The sequence below is a fragment of the Pseudomonas sp. GW821-FHT03C07 genome (genome assembly GCF_059420925.1).
This window is the reverse complement of sequence record NZ_JBWKUQ010000014.1, coordinates 87,126-107,666: the sequence shown is the minus strand read 5'-3', so window position 1 is coordinate 107,666 and position 20,541 is coordinate 87,126. Positions and strand designations below refer to the sequence as shown.

Here is a 20,541-nt window from a genome sequence, read left to right as displayed (position 1 = left end):
CGGCGATAGCGGTCGATCAGGCGATGCAAGTCTCACTGGCCTCATCGCCGGCAAGCCGGCTCCCACAATTTTCATACGTTTCGGCAAGCTCGTTGCGTCACACCAGGTGCAGCGCCGTCAGCAGCATGTCGATGGCCTTGATCCCCACAAATGGCACCACGATCCCACCCAGCCCGTAGATCAGCAGGTTGCGCCGTAACAGATGCGCGGCACTCGCCGCCTGCACCCGCACGCCGCGCAGCGCCAGCGGGATCAGCACGACGATGATCAGAGCGTTGAACACGATCGCCGAGAGAATCGCGCTCTGCGGGCTGGTCAGGTGCATGATGTTGAGCACGCCCAGCTGTGGATAAATCGAGGCGAACAGCGCCGGCAGGATGGCGAAGTACTTGGCCACGTCGTTGGCAATCGAGAAGGTGGTCAGCGCCCCCCGCGTCACCAGCAACTCCTTGCCGATCTGCACCACGTCCAGCAACTTGGTCGGGTCGCTGTCGAGGTCGACCATGTTCGCCGCCTCGCGCGCCGCCTGGGTACCATCGTTCATCGCCATGCCAACGTCGGCCTGGGCCAGTGCCGGGGCGTCGTTGGCACCGTCACCGCACATCGCCACCAGACGACCGTCGTTCTGTTCCAGGCGAATCCGCGCCAGCTTCTTCTCCGGGGTGGCCTCGGCCAGCACATCGTCAACCCCCGCCTCCGCGGCGATCGCCGCGGCGGTTAGCGGGTTGTCGCCGGTCACCATCACGGTACGGATACCCAGCTTGCGCAACTCGGCGAAGCGATCACGGATGCCCGGCTTGACCACGTCCTTCAGGTGAATGGCCCCCAGCAGCCGGCCATCGGCGCAGACCAGCAACGGCGTACCACCACTCTGGGCGATCCGGTCGACTTCCCGGGACAATACCGGCGACAGGTCGCTGCGTTTCTGACCGACAAAGGCCAGCAGCGAATCCACCGCGCCCTTGCGATACACCCGGCCCTGGTAGTCGACACCCGACAGGCGGGTTTCGGCACTGAACGGCACGGCGGTCAGTTCGCTCGCCGCCGGTTCTTGCTGGGGGTGCAGTTCGCGCAGGTACTCGACAATCGACTTGCCTTCGGCGGTGTCATCCGCCAGCGAGGCGAGCAAGGCGCCTTCGGCCAATTCCTTGGCGCTGACGCCAGGGGTGGCATAGACCGCCGTGCAGCGACGGTTACCGAAGGTGATGGTGCCGGTCTTGTCCAGCAACAGCACATGCACGTCACCCGCCGCTTCCACCGCACGGCCGGACTTGGCAATCACGTTCAGGCGCACCAGGCGGTCCATCCCGGCGATACCGATGGCCGAGAGCAGGCCGCCGATGGTCGTCGGGATCAGGGTCACCAACAGCGCCACCAGGAACACCAGCGGCAAACTGCCGCCGGAGAAACGGGCGAACGGCTGCAAGGTCACCACCACCAGCAGGAAGATCAGGGTCAGACCGATCAGCAGGATATCCAGCGCCACTTCGTTGGGGGTCTTCTGCCGCTTGGCGCCCTCCACCAGGGCGATCATGCGGTCCAGAGTCGATTCACCGGGGTTGGCGGTGATGCGCACGATCAGCCAGTCGGACACCAGGCGGGTATTGCCGGTGACCGCCGAGCGGTCGCCACCGGACTCACGGATCACCGGTGCGGACTCACCGGTAATCGCCGCCTCGTTGACCGCGGCGATCCCTTCGATCACCTCGCCGTCGCCGGGAATCATGTCCCCGGCGGCCACCCGTACCACATCGCCTTTGCGCAGGTTGGCGGCCGGAACCGACTCAAAGCTGCCATTGGCCTTGCGGCGATGGGCCACCAGGCCTTCGCTGCCAGCCTTCAGGCTGTCGGCGCGGGCCTTGCCGCGGCCTTCGGCCAGGGCTTCGGCAAAGTTGGCGAACAACACGGTGAACCAGAGCCAGACGGCGATCTGGGCGGAGATAAAGAGCGAAACAGTGCTGTCCGGCACAAAGCACAGGACAGTGGTCAGGATCGCCGTCAGTTCGACCACGAACATCACCGGCGCCCGTTGCAACTGGCGCGGGTCGAGCTTGACGAAGGCTTGGACCAGGGCCGGACGCCACAGGGCCGACATCGCGGTCTTGGCTGGCTCGGCCGGTTTGGCTTGCGCCGTTTTTGCTGCGGGAAGAGGCATATTCATCATCAAATCCTCAGAAACCCATGCTCAGATGTTCGGCAATCGGTCCCAACGCCAGCGTCGGCAGAAAGGTCAGGCCACCCACCAGCAGGATGGTCACAGTCAACAGCGTGACGAACAGCAGGCCATGGGTCGGGAAACTGTTCTGGCCAATCGGCGCAGTCTTCTTCATCGCCAGACTACCGGCCAGGGCCAGTACCGGGAGGATGTAACCGAAGCGGCCGAGCAACATGCTCAAGCTCATCATCAGGTTATGGAACGTAGTGTTGGCGCTGAAACCGCCAAACGCCGAACCGTTGTTGGCCGAAGCCGAGGTGTAGGCGTACAGCAACTGGCTGAAACCATGGGGCCCCGGATTGCTGATCGCGGCGGCCGGTCCTGGCAGGCTGGCAGCCAGCGCGCCGAGCACCAGGGTGCCCACCGGCATCACCAGCAGGGTCACCACCAGCAGTTGCACTTCCTTGGCCTGGAGCTTCTTGCCCAGGTATTCCGGGGTACGGCCGATCATCAGGCCGGCGAGGAAGACCGCGATCAGCACGTTCAGCAGCATGCCGTAGAGGCCCGCGCCGACGCCGCCGAAGATCACTTCGCCGACCATCATATTGACCAGCGCCACCATCCCGCTCAGGGGGTTGAGGCTGTCATGCATGGCATTGACCGATCCATTCGACGCCGCCGTGGTGGTCACCGCCCACACCACGCTGGCGGTCGTACCGAAGCGGGTTTCCTTGCCCTCCAACGGAGCGGTCTGCTCCACCAGCGGATTGTGCAGCGCCGGGTTCGGCTGATACTCGGCATATAGCGAGACCGCGCCACCGATCAACAGCAGGGACAGCATGCAGGCCATGATGGCCCGGCTCTGGCGCAGGTCCTTGACGTAATGGCCGAAGGTGAAGACCAGAGCCGCCGGAATCAGGATGATCGACACCAGCTCGATCAGATCGCTCAGGGCGGTGGGGTTTTCGAACGGGTGGGCCGAGTTGACGCCGAAGAAACCGCCGCCGTTGGTGCCCAGTTGCTTGATCGCAATCTGGCTGGCCGCCGGGCCCAGGGGAATGACCTGGTCGACACCTTGCAGGGTCACGGCATTGACGTAGTGCGCGAAGGTCTGCGGAACACCCTGCCAGACCAGGAACAGCGCCAGCACCAGACACATCGGCAACAGGCCGTAGAGCGTGGCGCGGGTCATGTCGACCCAGAAGTTGCCCAGGGTCGCCGTTGAACGCCGGCTGATGCCGCGGCACAGTGCAACCAGCACGGCCAGGCCGGTGGCGGCACTGACGAAGTTCTGCACGGTCAGGCCGGCCATCTGGCTCAGGTAGCTGAGCGAGGCTTCACCGCTGTAGTTCTGCCAGTTGGTGTTGGTCATGAAACTGACGGCGGTATTGAACGACAGGGTCCACTCCAGACCCGGCAGATTCTGCGGGTTGAGCGGCAGGTACTGCTGCAACAGCAGGATCGCGAACAACAGCAGGAAGCCCGCGAAGTTGAAGGCGAGCAAGGCCAGAGCGTATTTCTGCCAGCTCTGTTCGCTACTGGCGTCCACCCCGGACAGGCGATAACAGGCCCGCTCCACTGGCCCCAGCAGCGGCGTTAGCCAGGTCCGCCGACCTTCCATCACCTGGTAATAAAACCGTCCCAATGCCGGTGCGGGCGCAAGCACCAGCACAAGAAACGCCAGGATCAGCAAATAGTCATAACTGTGCATACCTGCCGCTCCTAGTTCCGGTCCGCGCGCAACAGCGCAACCAGTAGATAAATGAACAGCGCCACAGCCAGCAGCAGTGACACCCCGTCCAGAATGCTCATGGAATTTTCCCCTTGGTACGGCAACGGCCGTGTGTGGGGCTTATTGTCGTGAGGGAGGCCGTAAAGGAACGAGAGCGACGCCGGGGGCGATGCGTAAAGAAGGCGTAAAGAGTGACTTTACGTAGGCGTTACACCCTAGAATCCGGACGAGCTCCAGGGAGATAAGCGGTTTGACGGGGAATATTTGTATCAGTCCAGATACACAACCGACAAGCGGCCAACATCCCCCCCCTGTAGCTTCTTGCATGGCTACACTTGAAAGGGATTCCTGGCTTCGAGCCGGGTATCTATCCTGCAACAATTCGCGGCCCCCCTACTTATCAGGCGCTGGCTGCTTACCGGTAGATAATCGCACGCATGCAGAACACTCCCGCTCCTCTGGCTGACGTCAACAAATCGCTTCCAACGGGCGATGACAAGCGCTGGAATGTCCGCGCGCTGATCGTCGATGACGACATCCCCATTCGCGAACTGCTGATCGACTACCTGGCGCGCTTCAGCATCCAGGCCACCGGTGTCACCGACGGCGCCGGCATGCGCCAGGCCTTGCAGCTGGAAACCTTCGACGTGGTGGTCCTCGACCTCATGCTGCCGGGTGAAGACGGCCTGTCGTTGTGTCGCTGGCTGCGCACCGAATCGGACATCCCGATCCTGATGCTCACCGCCCGTTGCGAACCCACCGACCGCATCATCGGCCTGGAGCTGGGCGCCGACGACTATATGGCCAAGCCCTTCGAGCCCCGTGAACTGGTGGCCCGCATCCAGACCATCCTGCGCCGGGTGCGCGACGACCGGACCGAACAGCGGGCCAATATCCGCTTCGACAACTGGCGCCTGAACAGTGTGCTGCGCCAATTGATCGCCGACGACGGGCTGGTGGTGCCGCTGTCCAACGCCGAGTTCCGGCTGCTCTGGGTGTTTATCGAACGCCCGCGCCGGGTGCTCAGCCGTGAGCAGTTGCTCGATGCCGCCCGGGGTCGCTCCATCGAAGCGTTCGACCGCAGCATCGACCTGCTGGTCTCACGCCTGCGGCAGAAACTCGGCGACGATCCGAAATCACCGCAACTGATCAAGACCGTGCGGGGTGAAGGCTACCTGTTCGACGCGAGAGAAATCGGCTGATGCGCACCCGCCTCGACACGCTGTTCGGTCGCCTGTTCGGCGTGTCGCTGGTGGCGATCATCCTCGCCCACTTGCTGGGTTTTCTCTGGTTTCATCATTACGGCGGCCCACCGCCGCCACCGCCCCCTCCCGGCATGATGGAGAATTTCGACCCCGACCATCCGCCGCCCCATCGTCGCCCGCCCCGGCCCTGGTTTGGCGGACCGTTGGTGCCGCTGACATTCCAGGTGATTTCCCTGGTGATTGTCGCCTGGTATGGCGCCAAACTGCTGTCCCGACCGATCCAGCGCCTGAGCGATGCCGCCGAGCGCCTCAGCGAAGACCTCAACAGCCCGCCACTGGATGAAACCGGCCCGCGCGAGGCGCGGCTGGCGGCCAACACGTTCAATCTGATGCAGCAACGCATCCGGGAACAGGTGCAACAGCGTGGACGCATGCTCGGCGCCGTGTCCCATGATCTGCGCACGCCGCTGTCCCGCCTCAAGCTGCGGCTTGAACAGGTCGACAACATGAAACTCCAGGGCCAGATGCGCCAGGACCTGGACGACATGATCAGCATGCTCGACGCTACCCTCAGCTACCTGCATGAACAGCGCACCAGCGAAGCCATGCAATGGATGGACGTCCAGGCCCTGGTCGAGTCACTGTGCGAAAACGCCCAGGACCAGGGCTCGCAGGTCCAGGCCAGCGGCCATTGCGCGCCGTTGCTGGTGCAACCCATGGCGTTGCGTTCGTGCCTGAACAACCTGCTGGACAATGCCCTGCGCTACGCCGGCGATGCCCTGATCACCCTGGAAGACAGCCGTCGACAACTGCTGATCCGGGTCATCGACCATGGTCCGGGGATTGCCGCGGAGAAACGCGAAGCGGTGTTCGAACCCTTCTTTCGCCTGGAAGGTTCGCGCAACCGCAACTCCGGCGGCGTCGGCCTGGGCATGACCATTGCCCGGGAAGCGGCCCAGCGCCTGGGTGGCGAGTTGACCCTGGAAGAAACCCCGGGCGGCGGCCTGACCGCGGTGGTGCGTCTACCCCGGGCCTGAACACTCTGTGTAACCGCCGGTACAAAGCCCACACACCCTCGACACCTTAGCCTTGGAGTCTGCACAAGCCGGTGCACTGTCATCGGCTTTGCCAACACTTAGGGAGTGTGCACTTATGAGCACGATCAGTAGCGTCAGCAACTACTCGAGCTATACCGGTTACAACACCAGCAGCACGACGGCGACGCAACGCCAGCAACAGTTCCAGAAGCAACTGCTGGCCAAGCTCGACACCAATGGTGACGGCTCCATCAGCAAAGACGAACTGAACGCGGCCCTGTCGCAGAACAGCGGCAGCAAAGTGCTCAATGACCTGAGCCAGAATTTCAGCGCCCTGGACACCGACGGCAGCGGCACCATCAGCGCCACTGAACTGTCGGCGATGAAACCGCACGGTCATGGCGGTGGCGACGGCAAGCCCGATACCCAACTGGCCGATGCCCTGCTCAAGGCCCTGGACACCAACGGTGACGGTTCCATCAGCAGCAGCGAACTGGCCACCGGGCTGACCAACGCCGGCAGCACCGCCGACAGTGCCTCGATATTCAGCGCCCTGGACACCGACAACAGCGGCAGCATCAGCACCAGCGAGCTGGCCTCGGCCCTGGCCGCGAACCAACCGCCAGCACCGCCACCCTCGATGTCCGCCAGCGACCTGTTCAGCGCACTGGACAGCAATGGTGACGGCAGCATCAGTCAGGCCGAGTTGACCAGCGCCTTGCAGGGCACCTCGACCAGCAGTTCGACCACTGGCACGACAAGCAGCACCAGCAGCACAAGCACCAGCGCCAGCCTCAACGCCACCACGCTGCTGCTCCAGGCCCTGGCCAGTGCAAGCGGTAGCAGCAACACCGGTAGCGGCTCGGGTACAGGGTCGGGCACCAACAGCCAGACTGCCCAGGAAAACATCGCCGAGGCTTTGAGTCGGTTGATGGTCAACCTCAAGAGCCAGACCGTGGCACAGAATAGCAGCAGCGTCGCCGCCGCTGCCTGATCCACCTACTTGTAGGAGCAGCCGGTCGACGCTCGATTGCTCGCGATGGTGGTCCTGACACCGCAGGGCGTCAGGTACCCCATGTCATCGTTGAGGTCCATCGCGAGCAAGCTCGCTCCTACCGCCGCGACTGGCTGGTACTCCAGTCGATCAACAGGCTGTAGGCCACCGCCAGCAAGGTCGGGCCGATAAACAGGCCGATAAAGCCGAAGGCGATCAAGCCGCCGAACACTCCCAGCAACACAATCACCAACGGCAGGTTGCCGCCACGGCTGATCAGGTACGGCTTGAGCACGTTGTCCACGCCGCTGATGATGAAGGTGCCCCAGATCCCGAGAAACACCGCCATGCCGTACTCGCCTTTCCAGGCCAGCCAAGCCGTGGCGGGAATCCAGACCAGCGGCGGCCCCATCGGAATCAGGCTGAGCAGGAAGGTCGCGATGCCCAGCACCAGGGCGCCGGGGATACCGGCGATGAGGAAACCGATCAGCGCCAGCACCGCCTGGGCCGCCGCCGTGCCGATCACACCGTTGACCACCCGCTGCACCGTACCGGCCACCAGTTCCTGGTAGTAATCGGCACGCTCGCCGATCAACCGTTCCAGCAAGCCGTGGATAAAGGTCGCCAGCCGCGGACCGTCGCGATAGAAAAAGAATACGAAGACGATACTCAGGGTCAGTTCGAGGATCCCGCCGCCGATCTGCGCACTGCGCGCCAGCAGCCAGTTGCCGACCTGCCCCAGATAAGGCTTGATCGCCACCAGCATGGCCGCGCCTTGCTGGTCGATGGTGTTCCAGATGCCCACCAGGCGTTCGCCGACGATCGGCAAGGTGCCCAGCCAGGCCGGTGCCGCCGGCAGCCCGTCGACCTGGACATCCTTGATAAAGGTCACCGCATCGCGCACATGGTCCGCCAGGTTGAGCCCCAGCCAGACCAGGGGCACGGCCACCAGCAGCATCCAGCCCAGGGTCAGCAGCCCGGCCGCAAGGGATTCGCGGTGGCCGAGCACGCGGGTCAACAGGCGCATCAGCGGCCAACTGGCAAACGCCAGCACGGCGCCCCAGAACAGCGCCGACCAGAACGGTGCCAGCACCCACAAGGTGGCACCGAACAGCACCAGGAGCAGTATCTGCACCAGCAGACGATCATTATTGGGCATCGGTATTCCAGACAAAGAGAGGCAATCAAAGCGTAGGCGAAGCCAGGGCCGGGCGTTTTTTACCGACAGACGACCGGGGTTCAGCCGTAAACGCGCATGATCGTCTCTCGGGGGCCTTTCGTACAGCCTCTAGCGCAGCAATTCGATATGCAAACCGCTGGAAGCGGCGCCGCCAACCTCCAGGCGTGCGGCCCTCACACCCTGGGCCATCAGCGCCTGGCGCCAGGCCTCGGCGGAGGCCCCCGAAAGGCTGACCCGCGAGGTAGCGTCCAGGTTCAGGCCGCGGGAAATCAGGGTGACCCAGGTGTCCTGGGGCGCACCGGCCAACATCGGGAAGTCGAGCTTGCCGGTATCGCGCAGTTCCCGCAGCAAGGTCGCCGAGGTGGGCAGCAATTCGCCCAGCGGTGAAGCGGCGGCGAACTGCTCCACATGCAGGTAGGCGCGGCGGTTGCCACGGGTGATGCTGTACAAGGCCACCAGTGAATTATCCGCCGGGGCCGCCAGGCGCAGCAGCAGGTAAGCCTGCTGATCGTCGGCACCGGACAACGTGGAGTTGCCGAACACTTCATTGGCCCACAGGCTGTTTTCCCCGCAATCGCGGGCCTGGCACCAGAACAGCAGCTGCGCACCCTGCTTCTGCAAGGCTTCGCGCGCCGCGGTGAAGGCTTCGTCGGCACCGTGTTCAGGGGGCAATTCGTAGGTCACCGAGGTCATCTGCCCACGGGCACTGACCTGGGCATCGGTGCGCAGGCGGTTGCTGATCTTGCGGATCGCGCTCTGTGGATAAATCCGCTCCAGTTCGGCGGGCGCCCGATAGTCGACGATCTGCGCATCGGCCAGGCGCGGCACCAGCGCCAGATCATGGCTACCCGGGACATCGGCGGCGAAAAGCGGCGAACTGCAACAGGCCATCCCAACGGCGCAGGCCAGGGCTGTGGATAACTTCATCATCGGATAGACAGGGCCTGAACGGTAAGCGCGATAACCGGAACAGGACGTGCCGGAACAGGACGACTCAAGGTCGTGTGGAGGTCGAGGTCTGGCATGGTTGTCTCCCTTTCAACCCACCAAGCCTCGACAGTTGCAGGCGACAAGTCAAGGCGTGGAGAAAAAGCGATTGAAACAGTCTGCGACAAGGAGGGCGCCGGCCTCGTCGTTCAGGTGCAGATGGTGCCCACCCGGCAGGCGTTCCAGACTGAAGGGTAGACGATCGAGCAAGTCCTTGTGCTGGGCCAGTATGCCTTGCTCGGCCACCACCAGTTGGGTCGGGCAGACGATGCGGCGGATAAAGGCCATGGCCTGCTCCTCGGTCAGGCGCAACGGCGACGGCAAGGTCAGGCGATTGTCGCTACGCCAGGTGTAACCACCGGGCACCGGCATCAGGCCGCGCTGGGCCAGCAGTTCGGCGGCTTCGCGGCTGACCGCCACCAACCCCTTCATCCGCGCCTCGATGGCCCGGTCCAGGGTCGAATGCACCGACTTGCGCTTGTCCTGCAACGCCAGCTGCGCCTGCAAGGCCATGCCCAGGCGCTCGGCGGCGTTTTCGCCACTGCCGGTGGGTGGAATCACCCCATCGATCAGGGCCAGGCGCGTCACCCGGTCCGGCAAGGCACCGGCCAGCACGATGGAGACGATCGCGCCCAGCGAATGCCCCAACAGGCTGAAGCGCTTCCAACCCAACTGTTCGGCGACCTGCAAGACGTCGTAGACGTAGTCCCACAGCGCATACCCGGCCCCCACCGGTCGATGCCCGGAATGCCCGTGCCCGGCCATGTCCAGGGCGACGATGCGCAGGCCGTGGAGCTTCGGCGCCAGACGCGCGAAACTGTTGGCGTTGTCCAGCCAGCCGTGCAAGGCAATCACCGGCTGCCCATCCTCGGGACCGAACAGATGAGCCGCCAACTCGATATGTGGCAGGCTCAGGCGCACCTCTTCAACGGCATGGCTCATGCGCAGCACCCCTGCCCGGCCTGGCGTTCCCAGCGGGCGAAAATATCCTTGAGCAAGCGCGCGGTGTCCTGCGGACGCTCCAGGGGAAACATGTGGCCGCCGGGCAAGCTCAGGGATTCGCCATGGGGCAGGCGGCCGACACTGCGGGTGTGATGGCGCATGACCACACGGCTCTGCTGACCACGGACCACCGCCAGCGGTACCTTCAAATGCCGGGCCAACCCCGGGCTGGTATGGGGCACACCACGATAGATGCGGATTTCCGTGGCCGGATCGAAACTCAGGCGCAGGCGGTCGCCGTCCTGGCGCAGACCGTGTTGCAGATAGGCATCGAAGCACTCCGGATCGAAACCGCGAAACAGGCTCTTGTCGGCAAAGTAGCGGCGCGCGGACTCCAGATCGGCAAATTCTTCCCGTCGCCCGAGGGTACGGCCGGCCGGCGTCAGACGATCGATAAAGCCCAGATGCTTGGCTGCGCGGATCAGCCACTGGTCGGCGCGGGTCAGCACCGGCGAGTCGAGCATCACCACGCCCTTGTAGAGCCACGGGCAACGCAGGGCCGCGTGCAGGTGCAGGACGCCGCCCAGGGAGTGGCCGACGCCCCAAACCGGCTCGGGCTGTTGCTGCAGATGATGAATCAGTTCGTCGACCAGGTTGCGCCAGTTGTCATCCACCGGAAAACGCGGGTCGTGGGCATGCTGTTGCAGATGCGCCACCTGATACTCCGGCGCCAGCGCGGCGAACAATTTGCCGTAGGTGCCCGAGGGAAAACCGTTGGCGTGGGCGAAGAACACAGGCTGCGACATACCGGGCACATCTCGAAAAAGACAGGTGTTCATTGTCGGCACGCGCCGGCCCGACGGCAATGACCGTAACTGCCAGGAATGATGACAGTCCGGCCATCGCTATGGTTCGACTCAGCGCGCCGGCGCTGTTTGCCCCAGCGGCACCACGGCCATGGTCAGGCGCGACACGCAACTGGCCTTGCCTTCGTCACTGCTCAGGCGGATATCCCAGACATGGGTGGTACGGCCGATATGGATGGCCTTGGCCACGGCGGTGACCCGCCCGCTGCGCAGGCCGCGCAGGTGGTTGGCGTTGATTTCCAGGCCCACGCAATAGAACTTGCTCGCGTCGATGCACAGGTAGCTGGCCATGGAACCGACGCTTTCGGCCAGCACCACCGAGGCGCCACCGTGCAACAGCCCGTAGGGTTGATGGGTGCGATGATCGATGACCATGCTGGCGGTCAGCGATTCCTCATCAAAGGCCTCGAAGCGGATATCCAGCAGTTCGCCGATGGTGTTTTTCTGCAAGGCATTGAGTTGTTCGAGATTCGGTACGGTGCGCCACAAAGCCATTATTGATTCCCCTACGCTGATTATTCGTCTTAGCCGCGGCCCTACCCTCGCCCCGTGTTCACCTCAGGCGCCACACGGCCAAGGTCCGACCAACCAAGCAGACGCTCGGTCGACTATTTCACGGAAGAACAGAAGCTCGCAAGCTGAAAAAGCCCCCATCAAGTGCAGGAGGCAGCAGCCCGCGCCAGGAAAGCCGGGCGGAATCTGATAGTCGCCACGGGGCATATCGCGTCGAATTTCCGCCTTCCAGCCCTTGCAAGAGATTTCCATGGCAACGATAGGCCGTCTTCTTCGCCGCTTCATGCCCTCGGGTAACGCCCAGGTCAACGCCCAGCTCCCCGTTCTCACAAACACCAGCCCGGGCGAACCGCACAGCGGCGCGGTCCGCGAGCTGATGTCAGACGATTTCTCGCGGAGCGAACGCGACCTGACCCTGCTCGGCTTGAAGGACTCGCTGCTCCAGGCGCGGCTGTTCCTCGGCAGCGCGCCGTCCCTGCGCCAGTACCCGTTGGCCGACCTGCTGGAATTGATGGTGGCCGCCGCCGCCCGCTTCCCTGGCATCCTGAACAGTTGGGACGGTGTTCACCTGGACGGTGGCGGCCGGGTGTCCCTGCATGTGCAGAAGAAACTCTTCGACTTGCGGGTACCGCCCTCGCTATCACCGCAACTGACCAACGCCCTGAAGCGCTGCGCCCTGAACATCGCCGCCCGGGATCACCAGGCCATCCAGGACCTGCCATTCCAGGACGAGGATACCCGCCGCGCGTTCAGGTACTGGAGCAAGGCATCCATCTGCCAGGCGTTAAGGGCCTTGCAGGTGACCAACGTCAATATGATCGGCGTTGACCTGAGCGGCGGGGATTTACGCGGGGTGAGATTTTTCGGGCAATATCAGGAGGCCGACTTCAGAGCCGCCAATCTCAACGCGGCACTGCTCTCCAGTGGTTTCAAAAGCAACGACTTCAGCCATTGCGACCTGAGGAACACCGTGCTCTCCGGTCACTTTGAGGCCTGCCTGTTCAAGGGCGCCAGGGTCAACGCCGCCACCTTGAAAAACACCCGCACCGATTTGCTCGGTGCGGTGTTGAGCCACTGACCCTCAGGGGTGCCTGACGCCCAACAGCGTCATCGCCCCGTCCAGCGGCAACTCCCCTTCCAGCTCGGCGAGGCTGGCCGTGCCCATGGGCTCCGGCTGGTGCAGATGGCCGTGCAGCAACAAGCTGAGCAGACTGCCCACCAGCGGCTGATGGCTGACCAGCAACAGGTTCTGCCCCGTGTCGAGCCGCAGGCTGACATCGCGCGGATTGCTCTGCGGGGTCAGCCAGGGCACGGTAATGATCTCGGCCTCGAAACCCAGCACATCACGCACCAGCTGCGCGGTTTGTTGCGCCCTCAGGTAAGGGCTGGCGTAGATCGCCTGCAACGGCTGGCCGATCAGTTGGGCGGCGCTGCGCAGGACCTGCTCGCGGCCATGGGCGGTCAGCGCCCGTTCGGCATCACTGCGGGCCTGGGGTTCGGCTTCGCCATGACGCAGAACCCAGACTTTCATAGCTTGGGCTCCTCGTCACGGGCCGGATGCGGCGCCGGCGGCACCACATGCGCGGCTTCGCCTTCCGGAGCCCGTGGTGCCGGCCAATCGGCGAACGGCCAGGGCTTCTGTTCGCTATGGAAACTGCCGAAACGACCGATCTGGGCGAGGAACTGGCTCAGGCTGTCGCCGAAGTTCATCAGGTTGGCACTCGGCGCGCCATAGAACAGCCGATAGCCCAACTGCACCAGCACGACTCCGCCGAGGATGAACTGGGCGACCTGCCAGACCAGCAGGAACACCAGCATCCAGACAATGCGCAACACAATGGATTCGTACTTGGACTCGTTCATGACTCGCTCCCGTGGCGCTGAATATCAGTTGAAACCGCTGGTGGAAATAAAATCGACATCGGTTTTCGGCTCGCCGCGCATCAGCAGCTCGATCACCTGGTTCAGGGTCCGCCCTTCAAACAGAATGGCATGTAAACCGGCCACCAGGGGCATATAGACTCCAACTTCCTGCGCCTTGACCTTCAATACCTTGAGGGTATTGACCCCTTCGGCGACCTCGCCCAGGCGGGTGACCGCCTCTTCCAGGCTCAGGCCCTGGCCGAGAGCGAAACCGACCTGGTAGTTGCGGCTCTTCGGTGAGGAACAGGTGACGATCAAGTCGCCGACCCCGGCCAGGCCAAGGAAAGTCATGGGGTTGGCGCCCTGGCTGACGGCAAAGCGGGTCATTTCCGCCAGGGCCCGGGTAATCAGCATGCTCTTGGTGTTCTCGCCCATGCCCAGCGCCACCGCCATGCCGGCAATGATCGCGTAGACATTCTTCAACGCCCCGCCCAGCTCGACGCCAAAGCGGTCGGCGCTGGCATAGACGCGGAAGGTCCGGCCATGCAGCGCGGCCTGGACGCGGCTGCAGAGTGCCTCGTCTTCGCTGGCGACCACCGTGGCGGTCAAGGCGTGCTCGGCCACTTCGCGGGCCAGGTTCGGCCCGGACAACACGCCAATCCGTGCTTGTGGCGCGATATCTTCGAGAATCTCGCTCATCAGCTTGAAGGTCTGTGCCTCAATGCCCTTGGTCAGGCTCACCAGCAGCTTGCCGCCCAGGCGTTCGGCATGGGGCGCCAGCACACTGCGCAAGGCGTTGGAGGGCAAGGCGACAAAAAACAGCTCGCAGTCGTCAAGGGTCGCGACCAGGTCGGTGACCGGCTCGACCGCCGCGTGCACCTTGATGCCCTTGAGGTAACGCGGATTCTCGCGATTGACGCGAATCGATTCGGCCTGCTCGGGATCACGCATCCATTGGCGCACCCGGTGACCGTTCTCGGCCAGCAGATTGGCGATGGCAGTGCCGAAACTTCCGCCACCCAGAACCGCGATTGGGTACTGTTCAGTCATATGTAACCCGTCTATCCCTACCAATGGCGATGGCTGCATTATACGGAGCACGCCACCGGCAGCCAGCCCCAATACAAATCCTCTAAACGGACGCAATCCTTTTAGGCGCCGGCTTGCCAGCGATGGGACCCTTGAGCCTTGTAGCGTCCTTACCGACGCCATCGCCGGCAAGCCGGCTCCCACAAGTTGGTGGCGTGCCCTGGGTTTCGGACGCTTGACCGATTCAGCCTATACAATGACGGCCATACGCCATGGCAAACCTGGCAAGCTCGGTTAACATGCACGGCTATTATTTTTTTCAAGGCTGTGCCGTGTCCTTTGGCCCCCCCACCACGCGCTCCTCCGTCGTCCTGGCCCTGATATTCAGCGGCCCGCTGCTGGCTGACGACCTGTTTCTGGAAAACCAGCCCTTGCCCGAGGTGCTGACCGCCACCCGTCTGAAACAATCGCCGGCCGCGGTACCCGGCAGCATGACGGTCATCGACAATGAACTGATCAAGGCCAGCGGCGCCCGGGATATCAGCGAGCTGCTGCGCCTGGTGCCGGGCATGATGGTCGGCTACACCAACGGCAACCAGGCCAGCATCAACTACCACGGTACCGATGCCAGCAACGCCCGACGCATGCAGGTGCTGATCGATGGCCGCTCGGTCTATCGCGCGGGCCTGGCGACCGTGGACTGGAGCGATATCCCGGTGGCCCTTGAGGATATCGAGCGCATCGAGGTGTTTCGCGGCCCCAACACCGTCAGCTACGGCGCCAATGCGCTGATGGCGGTGGTCAATATCCTCACCAAGTCACCGGGCAGTACCCACGGCGCGACCCTGAAGATCACCCGTGGCGAACGTGGCATCAATGACTGGTACGCCAGCCAGGGCAGCGGCTGGGGCACCGGCGACCTGCGCCTGTCGATGTCCGGCCAGGACGACGACGGGTTCCAGAGTGACCACCTGGGCAATGACTACCGCGATGGCCGGCGCATCACCCGCGTCAATCTCTCGGTCAGCCAGACGCTCAACGAACAACAGAGCATCGACTGGCAATTGAACGTCAAGGACGGCACCAACCAGCGACCCTATACCTACAAGGCCGTGTTTCCCGATATCACGGCGGCCGGCGACAACTCCGATGTGGTCGCCAAGGACTACGCCGGCTCGCTGCGCTGGAACCTCGACCTCAATCCCCAGCACAGCCTGTATATCCAGGGTTCGGCCCAGCACTGGGATCGCCAGCAGGTCTGGCGCGCCTGCGATGCCAAGATCTCGTTCAGTCCGCAACTGACCCAGTTGTGGCAGTTGAATCCCAACTATGCCGAAAACCTGGCGCGCAATATAAAACAATACTCTAATGCCGGAAGCCCGCCGGCAGGCAGCACGGCGGAGCAGGATCTGGCCAGCCAGGTCCTCGGCCAATGGGCCGGCGGGGCCAGCCAGACCGTCTGCGGCGATATCGACCAGAGCACCCGCGAAACCCGCTACGATCTCGAACTGCAGGACACCCTGAGCCTGTCGGACAGCCTGCGCCTGGTCAGCGGCATGAACTATCGTTATGACAAGGCCGACTCCGAGACCTATTTCAACGGCACCATCGACGACAGCACCTGGCGCCTGTTCGGCCAGCTCGAATGGCGTGCCAGCGAACACTGGCTGGTGCAGGGCGGCGCCATGTACGAAGACGCGCAACTGACCGGCGCCTCCCTGACCCCGCGCTTTGCGGTCAACTACCTGATCAATCCCCGGCATGGCTTACGCGCGGTGTATTCCGAAGCCATACGCTCGCCGGACATGTTCGAGAACAACGTCAACTGGAGTTACAAGGTCACCAACCTGAGCTCGCCCACCTACGGCCAGAGCAGCGGCCAGTATTTTGTCCAGACCCGCGGCCCGGGAAACCTGGACAAGGAGCGGATGCGCTCGCGGGAACTGGGCTATAACGGTTTCTTCGCCGAGATCGGCCTGAGCCTCGACGTGAAACTGTTCTACGACGAAATCAGCGACATGATCAGCACGCCGTTGCGCAACAACCAGTTTATCGCCAGCAACGCCAACAGCTCCCGCTTCACCGGTAGCGAAGCCCAGTTCGACTGGCGCCTGGGTAGCGCCGACCGCCTGCGCCTGACCTATGCCTATGTCGATGTCCAGGCCAGCAACCCGGTCGACGAGCAGTTCACCGCCCGCAACAGCGGCTCGGCCGGCTGGATGCGCGACTGGGGCGGCGGCTGGTCGAGCTCGGCCTTCTACTATGGCGACGCGGCCATCAACCAGTACCGCTTCGAACGGGTCGACCTGCGCCTGGCCAAGCGTATTCCCTTTAACAAGGCCAGCCTGGAACTGGCCGGGATGCTGCAACAACGCCTCGACGACCAACCCGTTACCTGGATCGACAACAACTACAACCAGCGCCGCGCCGTCTACTTCAGCGCAGAACTGGAGTTCTGAGCATGAGCCACCCGAGGTCAAGGATGACATCTGCATGGAACCGACGCCTGAGGCGACTGGGCCTGGCCCTGTTCGTGCTGTTGTCGAGCGTCCCGGCGCGCTCGGCCGAGGTGCTGTTGACCGGCCTGGAGGACAGCCCCGGAGTCCGGGTCTTTACCGCCGCCCTGGCACAACAGCGCCCGAGCGACCAGATACGCTTCGTGCCCCTGGCCCAGATGCCCGCCCCCAGCCACCTGCCCCCCGCCACCCGGCTGATCCTGCTGGACCCGCCGAGCCTCGACTGGCGGCTGAAGGATAAACAGGGGCCGGCGACCCTGGTCTTGCGCATCAGCCGCCTGCAGGCGATGCAGCGCCTGGGCAACAGCTTGCCGGCCAATTTGAGCCTGCTGTGGAGCGATCCGCCGCTGTCGCGCCAACTGCGCCTGATCCGCGCAGTCATGCCCCAGGCCCGGCGGATCGGCGTGCTGTATACCCAGGGCAGCGAATTCCTGCTCACCGAACTGAACCAGGCGGCCCGGCCTCTGGGGCTGGAGATCGTCACCCAGCGCTGGGACGACACCAGCGACAGTCGTCCGCTGCAAACCCTGCTCAAGAGCAGCGACGTCTTGCTGGGGCTGGACGATCCGACCTTGTATAACCCCCGGACCGCGAAGAACCTGCTGCTCAGCAGCTATGCCCGGCAACTGGCGCTGATCGGCCCCAACGCCGGTTTCGTCAAGGCCGGCAGCCTGGCCAGCACCTACAGCGACCAGAGCGACTGGCTGGCGATCCTCGACGAATTGCTCGACCGTGCCCCGTCCAGCTGGCCGGGCAACCTGTACCCGCACCGTTTCAAGGTTCTGAGCAACCCGCAAGTCGCCCGCGCCCTGGGTATCGAGCCGATCGACGAAGCCTCGCTCGCCATCCGGCTGGCCGAAGGAGAAACCCGCCCATGACCCTGCGCCGGTATTGGGGCATCAGTGCCCGGACCCAGATGATCAGCCTCGGCCCCGCGCTGTTACTGACGTTGCTGTTGATCAGTTTCTTCACCTTCGTGCGGATCCAGGACCTGCGCCAGGAACTCGACCACACCGGCCAACTGATCGCCAACCAATTGGCCCCGGCCACCGAATACGGGGTGATTTCCGGCAACAGCGAAGTCCTCGAGAGCCTGATGCGGGCGACCCTGGCCACACCCCACGTACGCTTCCTCGAGGTCCAGGACCGTAGCAACAATATCCTGGTCCATGTCGAACAACCCGCGCCGGAGCTCGCCCGGCCACAGTCGCTGAAACTGTTCCTGGCGCCGGTGCGCCTGCAACGCATTCAACTGGACAACGACTTCCTGCAGGAAGGCAGCGCCCCCAGCGTGGCGCCGAGCGAGGACTATCTGGGGCGGGTGATTGTCGGCATGTCCAATGACGCCTTCAGCCAGCGGCAACAGGAAATCCTGCTCAAGGCCGGGATCCTGGCGCTGTTCGCCCTGCTCTTCACCTTTCTCCTGGCCCGGCGACTGGCGGCCAGCCTGGCGCAACCGATCAGCGCCATGGGCCTGGCGGTCAAGGCCATTCAACAGGGCGACTACAAGACCCAACTGCCGGTGGTCGACGACGCCGAGCTCGGGGCCCTGTCGCGACATATCAATAACCTTGCCGGCGCCCTGGAACAGGCCAGCCGCGAACAGCACCAGGCCATCGCCCAACTGATCCAGACCCGTGAGGAAGCGGAACGGGCGAACAATGCCAAGTCGGACTTCCTGGCCATGATGAGCCATGAACTGCGCACGCCGATGAACGGTGTACTGGGCATGCTGCAATTGCTCGAAACCACCGAAATGACCGAGGAACAGAGCGAATACGCGGCCCTGGCCTCGGAGTCCACCGAGCACCTGCTCAAGGTGATCAACGATATCCTCGACTTCTCACGGATCGAACGTTCGGCCCTGGAGCTGGAACATATTCCGTTCAACCTCGCGGAACTGCTCAACAGTTGCGCCCAGGCCTTCCAGCACAATGCCAGCCAACGCGGCCTGCACCTGGACCTGCAGATCCCCACGGACATGCTGGCCCTGCAGGTCAAGGGCGACCCGACACGGATCCGCCAGATCCTGGTCAACCTGATCGGCAATGCGCTGAAATTCACCGAACACGGCAGCGTCGGCATCGAACCGCACTGGCAGGCGCTGGACGACGATGTGCTGTGGTTCACCTGCACGGTACGCGACAGCGGCATCGGCATTTCCAGCGAACGCCTGGAACTGATGTTCGATGCCTTCCAGCAAGCCGACAGCTCGATCTCCCGGCGCTACGGCGGCACCGGCCTGGGCCTGCCCATTGCACGAACCCTGGCCGAACGCATGGGCGGCACCCTGCACGCCCACAGCGAAGAAGGCCTGGGTTCGGTGTTCACCCTGGAAATCCCCCTGGCCCTGCATCATCCGACCGAAACCGCCGCCTCGGCGCCCATGTCGAGCGGTCATGGCGAAGGGCGCAAGGTGCTGCTGGTGGAGGACAACCCGGTCAACCAGACCGTGATCGACGCCATGTTGCGCGGCCTCGGCTTCGACGTCAGCCTGGCCACCGACGGCGCCCAGGCCATCGACCGGGCTCGCAACGGCCTGTTCGCGGCGATCCTGATGGACTGCCGGCTACCGATTGTCGACGGCTACGAAGCCACCCGACAAATCCGCCAACTGCCCGAGTACGCTCAGGTACCGATCATCGCCCTGACCGCCAACGCTTTGCAGGGCGATCGCGAAAGCTGCCTGCGGGCGGGCATGAACGACTACCTGGCCAAGCCCTTCAAACGTGTGGACTTACAGCAGATTCTCCGGAAATGGCTGCCCTGAATACGATGTGCGACTGGCGTGAAAGACGAAAGTGCGGCAGTCTTAGGCACCCGAATGAGCTGGAAAACCGGCTTGAATAAAAATTTCAGTGCACAAGTGTACATTCATGTCCTTGGTGCTGTGACTTTCACCACAACGCAATAGTCTATGAGTAGGCTGTCGATTCGAGGCATGAACGCTTCGATCGGCCGGGAAGATTTGCCCCACCTGCCGCATGGGACTATTGAGGAGCTCGCATGACCAAACAAAACGCCTTTACCCGGGAAGATCTGCTGCGCTGCAGTCGTGGCGAGCTGTTCGGCCCAGGTAACGCGCAACTGCCCGCCCCCAACATGCTGATGGTCGATCGCATCACCCATATCAGCGAAGAGGGTGGCAAGTACGGCAAGGGTGAATTGGTCGCCGAACTGGATATCACTCCGGACCTGTGGTTCTTCGCTTGTCACTTCGAGGGCGATCCGGTGATGCCAGGCTGCCTGGGCCTCGACGCCATGTGGCAACTGGTCGGTTTCTTCCTCGGCTGGCAGGGTCTGCCGGGCCGTGGTCGTGCGCTGGGTTCGGGCGAAGTGAAATTTTTCGGCCAGGTCCTCCCGACCGCCAAGAAAGTGACCTACAACATTCAGATCAAGCGCGTCCTCAAAGGCAAGCTGAACTTGGCCATTGCCGATGGTTCGGTGACGGTCGACGGTCGCGAGATCTACACCGCCGAAGGCCTTCGGGTCGGCGTTTTTACTTCCACTGACAACTTCTAA

The 20,541-nt window shown here is 63.4% G+C and carries 19 protein-coding genes; 8 read left to right on the top strand and 11 right to left on the bottom strand.

Going from position 1 to position 20,541, the window contains the following annotated elements:
• Positions 1-97: 97 nt before the first annotated feature.
• The 3 genes from kdpB to kdpF are packed head-to-tail and all read right to left on the bottom strand — an operon-like array spanning position 98 to position 3,967.
• On the bottom strand, positions 98-2,161 hold the full coding sequence (gene kdpB / locus AC07VG_RS23900; protein ID WP_495002917.1) for a potassium-transporting ATPase subunit KdpB: 2,064 nt from the start codon (positions 2,159-2,161) through the stop codon (positions 98-100).
• A gap of 10 nt (positions 2,162-2,171) precedes the next feature.
• Positions 2,172-3,866: a potassium-transporting ATPase subunit KdpA gene (kdpA, locus tag AC07VG_RS23895; protein ID WP_495002916.1), complete on the bottom strand. Its 1,695-nt coding sequence runs from the start codon at positions 3,864-3,866 to the stop codon at positions 2,172-2,174.
• An 11-nt stretch (positions 3,867-3,877) separates the two neighbouring features.
• Complete coding sequence (gene kdpF, locus AC07VG_RS23890) at positions 3,878-3,967, bottom strand: K(+)-transporting ATPase subunit F (RefSeq protein ID WP_017128001.1); 90 nt, start codon at positions 3,965-3,967, stop codon at positions 3,878-3,880.
• 357 nt (positions 3,968-4,324) lie between these two features.
• Between kdpF and AC07VG_RS23885 the strand changes: the two genes are divergently transcribed.
• From AC07VG_RS23885 to xopAW, 3 genes are all read left to right on the top strand, one after another.
• Entirely contained in the window at positions 4,325-5,089 is a 765-nt protein-coding gene (locus AC07VG_RS23885; protein WP_218225209.1) for a response regulator, read from the top strand.
• Positions 5,089-6,129 carry an ATP-binding protein gene (locus AC07VG_RS23880; protein WP_495021982.1) on the top strand — a complete coding sequence of 347 codons (1,041 nt, stop codon included), beginning with the start codon at positions 5,089-5,091 and terminating at the stop codon, positions 6,127-6,129. Before AC07VG_RS23885 ends, AC07VG_RS23880 begins: the two co-directional genes overlap by 1 nt.
• A 115-nt stretch (positions 6,130-6,244) precedes the next feature.
• A complete protein-coding gene (gene xopAW, locus AC07VG_RS23875) occupies positions 6,245-7,123 on the top strand; it encodes a XopAW family type III secretion system calcium-binding effector (protein ID WP_495021981.1) in 879 nt (292 codons plus the stop codon).
• Positions 7,124-7,241: 118 nt separating this feature from the next.
• Here the strand turns inward: xopAW and AC07VG_RS23870 are convergent, their stop codons facing one another.
• The 5 genes from AC07VG_RS23870 to AC07VG_RS23850 form a co-directional block, all read right to left on the bottom strand.
• Complete coding sequence (locus AC07VG_RS23870; protein WP_495002913.1) at positions 7,242-8,282, bottom strand: AI-2E family transporter; 1,041 nt, start codon at positions 8,280-8,282, stop codon at positions 7,242-7,244.
• A gap of 129 nt (positions 8,283-8,411) precedes the next feature.
• The gene (locus AC07VG_RS23865) at positions 8,412-9,230 is read right to left on the bottom strand and encodes a DUF4892 domain-containing protein (protein ID WP_495002974.1); all 819 of its coding nucleotides are present in this window, start codon (positions 9,228-9,230) and stop codon (positions 8,412-8,414) included.
• A gap of 147 nt (positions 9,231-9,377) precedes the next feature.
• Positions 9,378-10,232: an alpha/beta hydrolase gene (locus AC07VG_RS23860; protein ID WP_495002912.1), complete on the bottom strand. Its 855-nt coding sequence runs from the start codon at positions 10,230-10,232 to the stop codon at positions 9,378-9,380.
• Complete coding sequence (locus AC07VG_RS23855) at positions 10,229-11,038, bottom strand: alpha/beta fold hydrolase (protein ID WP_495021980.1); 810 nt, start codon at positions 11,036-11,038, stop codon at positions 10,229-10,231. Before AC07VG_RS23855 ends, AC07VG_RS23860 begins: the two co-directional genes overlap by 4 nt.
• A 111-nt stretch (positions 11,039-11,149) precedes the next feature.
• Entirely contained in the window at positions 11,150-11,593 is a 444-nt protein-coding gene (locus tag AC07VG_RS23850; RefSeq protein WP_495021979.1) for a hotdog fold thioesterase, read from the bottom strand.
• A gap of 268 nt (positions 11,594-11,861) precedes the next feature.
• On the opposite strand from AC07VG_RS23850, the gene AC07VG_RS23845 reads away from it, so the two are divergent.
• On the top strand, positions 11,862-12,689 hold the full coding sequence (locus tag AC07VG_RS23845) for a pentapeptide repeat-containing protein (RefSeq protein WP_495002909.1): 828 nt from the start codon (positions 11,862-11,864) through the stop codon (positions 12,687-12,689).
• Positions 12,690-12,692: 3 nt separating this feature from the next.
• Here the strand turns inward: AC07VG_RS23845 and sixA are convergent, their stop codons facing one another.
• From sixA to AC07VG_RS23830, 3 genes are read right to left on the bottom strand one after another with little or no spacing between them, the layout of a single operon-like run.
• Positions 12,693-13,142, bottom strand: coding sequence for a phosphohistidine phosphatase SixA (gene sixA / locus AC07VG_RS23840; protein WP_495021978.1), 450 nt, complete (start codon positions 13,140-13,142; stop codon positions 12,693-12,695).
• Positions 13,139-13,474, bottom strand: a complete 336-nt coding sequence (locus AC07VG_RS23835; protein ID WP_495002907.1) for a DUF4389 domain-containing protein — start codon at positions 13,472-13,474, stop codon at positions 13,139-13,141. The genes sixA and AC07VG_RS23835 overlap by 4 nt, the downstream gene beginning before the upstream one ends.
• Before the next feature lie 24 nt (positions 13,475-13,498).
• Positions 13,499-14,524 (bottom strand): NAD(P)H-dependent glycerol-3-phosphate dehydrogenase, encoded by a 1,026-nt coding sequence (locus AC07VG_RS23830; RefSeq protein WP_495002906.1) that lies wholly within the window; start codon positions 14,522-14,524, stop codon positions 13,499-13,501.
• A 311-nt stretch (positions 14,525-14,835) separates the two neighbouring features.
• Between AC07VG_RS23830 and AC07VG_RS23825 the strand changes: the two genes are divergently transcribed.
• The 4 genes from AC07VG_RS23825 (at position 14,836) to fabA (ending at position 20,541) form a co-directional block, all read left to right on the top strand.
• Positions 14,836-16,962, top strand: a complete 2,127-nt coding sequence (locus AC07VG_RS23825; protein WP_495002905.1) for a TonB-dependent receptor plug domain-containing protein — start codon at positions 14,836-14,838, stop codon at positions 16,960-16,962.
• 23 nt (positions 16,963-16,985) lie between these two features.
• The gene (locus AC07VG_RS23820; protein ID WP_495002904.1) at positions 16,986-17,897 is read left to right on the top strand and encodes an ABC transporter substrate-binding protein; all 912 of its coding nucleotides are present in this window, start codon (positions 16,986-16,988) and stop codon (positions 17,895-17,897) included.
• Entirely contained in the window at positions 17,894-19,789 is a 1,896-nt protein-coding gene (locus AC07VG_RS23815) for an ATP-binding protein (RefSeq protein WP_495002903.1), read from the top strand. The genes AC07VG_RS23820 and AC07VG_RS23815 overlap by 4 nt, the downstream gene beginning before the upstream one ends.
• A gap of 236 nt (positions 19,790-20,025) precedes the next feature.
• Positions 20,026-20,541: a 3-hydroxyacyl-[acyl-carrier-protein] dehydratase FabA gene (gene fabA / locus AC07VG_RS23810; protein ID WP_017127984.1), complete on the top strand. Its 516-nt coding sequence runs from the start codon at positions 20,026-20,028 to the stop codon at positions 20,539-20,541.